The sequence below is a fragment of the Polaromonas sp. P3_C2 genome, assembly GCF_056402675.1.
The window spans coordinates 1-2,553 of the sequence record NZ_JBFUGX010000594.1 but is presented as its reverse complement, the minus strand read 5'-3'; the positions used below and the strand labels follow the sequence as shown (position 1 = coordinate 2,553).

Genomic DNA, 2,553 nt, shown 5'->3' with positions numbered 1-2,553 from the left:
GATGCGGAAAGCCGCGCCGCCCAGCTGGACTACCCGGCGGCGCTGGACCGCTTCAAGGCGGCGCAGGGCTTGATGCGCAGCAGCCCCGGCAACGCAGATTACGTGGAGGGTTCGATCATCGACACACGAACCCGTCAGACCGAACTACTTGTTAAAGAGCAGGCGCTCCAGGACAAAGTCGATCGCTAGCTGCAGCACCGAATAAATCAGTGAGCCTATCAGCGCGGCGGTAAAGCCCGTGACCTTCAGGCTGTCAATCAGACCGGCCGCAGCCCAGAACATCAGCGCGTTGATGACAAACAGGAACAAGCCCAGCGTCACCAGCGTGACGGGCAGCGTCAGCAGAACCAGGATCGGGCGCACCACCATGTTCAGCGCACCAAGTACCGCCGCGGCAATCAGTGCTCCGGTGAAACTGGTCACCACGACCCCGGGGTAGAGATAGGCAACGGCCAGCAAGGCCGCTGCGCTTAAAAGCCATTTGAGGATAAGTTTCATGGGCAAAGAATACCACCGGCCTGCCCGATTCGGCCCCCATCCCTCTGGCAAGCAGAAGCCGCGTGCCCGGGGTTGTACACGGTCTTTTGTGTCCGTGTGCAACCCGATTCAGCGGATCAAGCCGGGGAGGTGGCCCTCCCGACTTCAGCACGAAGTGAAAGCCGTCAGTCGCTTGCGACCAGCAGCCCGGCACCTGCCAGTGCCGTGGCATAACCCAGGATGCCGTGGCTTTCCTGGGCCTGCGTTGCCGTGACCGGTTGCATGTCCTGGCCGAATTTCGGCCGCCGGGCATCCAGCACGCGTGCAACGCCATACTGCCTGATGAGGCCCTCGGTCTGGGTGATCAGGGTGGCCTGCGCCAGCTGGGTMAACACGGTGTTGCCTTCTTTTTGAAGAAGAGGCGTCAACTGTGCGAACACCTTTTCGGCCCACTTGCCGCGCCAGCTTTCCCGCGCACTGTGTGTTACCCATTTGCTGACGCGGTGCGTCACGCGGGGTGCGCAGCCGACCACGATCCAGCGAGTAGGGCTGTGGGCCTCGCCGGCCGGCAGCATGGGTTGCAGCATCTGCAGGGCATATGCGGCATCGTCAATGTACACAATGATGTTGTCCATAAAGTTCTCCTTGAGTTGTCGTCGTTTTAGAAGCTTGCTGGCTGAAAGAGGGGCATACGCCCCCCACGGGTTGCTGGTTTCAATGTGGAATCAGGTCGGCATCCTGCGCGGACCGTGAGCGTCGTGTGGCCCACCACCCTGCGCCCAGCACGCCTGCCACCGCAAGGGCGTAGGTTGCCCACTGCGCTGCAAGGTGCAGGGTTTCAGCCGAAGGCATGGTGCCCGGGCCGCCGTAGATCGGGTCGAGCAGCTGCTCGCTCACAATCATCTTCGCGGCGGTAAAGGCCAGAACGGCGGCGCCGATATTGATGATGATGGGGAAACGTTCCACTAGCTTGAGCACCATGGTGCTGCCAAACACCACGATCGGGATGCTGACCAGCAGGCCGATGACCACCAGGTCAAACGAGCCGTGTGCGGCGCCGGCCACACCCAGCACGTTGTCGATGCCCATCAGGGCGTCGGCCACGACGATGGTTTTCATGGCGCCCCAAAAGGTGTGAGCAACCGGGCCGTCGTGCTCCTTGTCACCCTGGTCGGCCAGCAGCTTGTAGGCAATCCACAGCAGCCCCAGGCCGCCCACCAGCATCAGGCCGGGAATTTTCAGCAGCCACACCACGCCAACCGTCATGGCAGAGCGGACCACAATGGCGCCCACCGTACCCCATACGATGGCTTTTTTCTGCAGGTGGGATGGCAGGTTGCGCGCGGCCAGTGCAATCACGATGGCGTTGTCGCCGGCGAGCACCAGGTCAATGAGGATGATGGCCAGCAGGGCGGACCACCAGGGGGCAGTAAATAGTTCCACGTCACACTCCATGTCAAGTTTCGACTTGGAAATCCGCGCGACGGCGCACGACGGATTTCCGGCTTCGTGAAACCGGAACGGGTGTGATGGGTGGCTGGGGTCGGCGCCCGTGGACGCCGCAGATACCTCGATCAAACCTGTTCAGGTTTCAATCGAAGGTCTGGCTCGACATGCAGTGTCGCTGCATGCCCAACAAGCCGGAAGTGTCAACTTCGTAATGACGACTTGTTGTTAGCGATTTTGCTGTGGTGTCTGTTTTCGTATATTGCAGCAAAACGAGGGAGTTACTCCCCTTCGTCTGGGTATTTGACAATAAAAAAAGATTTTTTGCAACCCGGTCTTGCCGCGCAGCGGCGCGATGCGGGGATATGCCCCCATTTCCCCCATAGACGTCCGGCCCGCCCATCTGGCTGATAATGAACGGCCCGGCGCTGCCACTTCGCTTCCTCGCCATTCTTCGCCTCCTTGCGCTCGCTCCATCCGCTCAGCGGCAGCCCTTAGACCCACCGTTCCATGCCCGGCATCCACATCACCGATATTGAAGCCGCCATCAATTACTGGCGCGACAAAAAGCCTTCGCCCGACGGCGTGACGCTGGCGCCCGAGTTGCGTGCGCTCGCCGAGGTCTATGCG

The 2,553-nt window shown here is 61.1% G+C and carries 4 protein-coding genes and 1 pseudogene; 2 read left to right on the top strand and 3 right to left on the bottom strand.

Features of this window, described 5'->3' with window-relative positions:
- A pseudogene (locus tag AC1DWI_RS19490) lies at positions 1-189 on the top strand (M48 family metalloprotease); the annotation flags it as partial.
- Here the strand turns inward: AC1DWI_RS19490 and AC1DWI_RS19485 are convergent.
- The 3 genes from AC1DWI_RS19485 to AC1DWI_RS19475 form a co-directional block, all read right to left on the bottom strand.
- Complete coding sequence (locus AC1DWI_RS19485; protein ID WP_477670604.1) at positions 145-498, bottom strand: phage holin family protein; 354 nt, start codon at positions 496-498, stop codon at positions 145-147. The pseudogene AC1DWI_RS19490 and the gene AC1DWI_RS19485 sit on opposite strands and share 45 nt — an antisense overlap.
- Positions 499-662: 164 nt before the next feature.
- Complete coding sequence (locus AC1DWI_RS19480; RefSeq protein WP_477725497.1) at positions 663-1,112, bottom strand: hypothetical protein; 450 nt, start codon at positions 1,110-1,112, stop codon at positions 663-665.
- A gap of 79 nt (positions 1,113-1,191) precedes the next feature.
- On the bottom strand, positions 1,192-1,920 hold the full coding sequence (locus tag AC1DWI_RS19475; protein ID WP_477670606.1) for a TerC family protein: 729 nt from the start codon (positions 1,918-1,920) through the stop codon (positions 1,192-1,194).
- Between the two features lie 513 nt (positions 1,921-2,433).
- Here AC1DWI_RS19475 and AC1DWI_RS19470 point away from each other — a divergent pair.
- Positions 2,434-2,553: DUF3717 domain-containing protein (locus AC1DWI_RS19470; protein ID WP_477725498.1), on the top strand; the 120-nt coding region annotated here is incomplete at its 3' end.

What these genes read in the sequence shown, in the direction of transcription:
- AC1DWI_RS19485 (WP_477670604.1), bottom strand. Translation starts at nt 498, where the DNA reads ATGAAACTTATCCTCAAATGGCTTTTAAGCGCAGCGGCCTTGCTGGCC.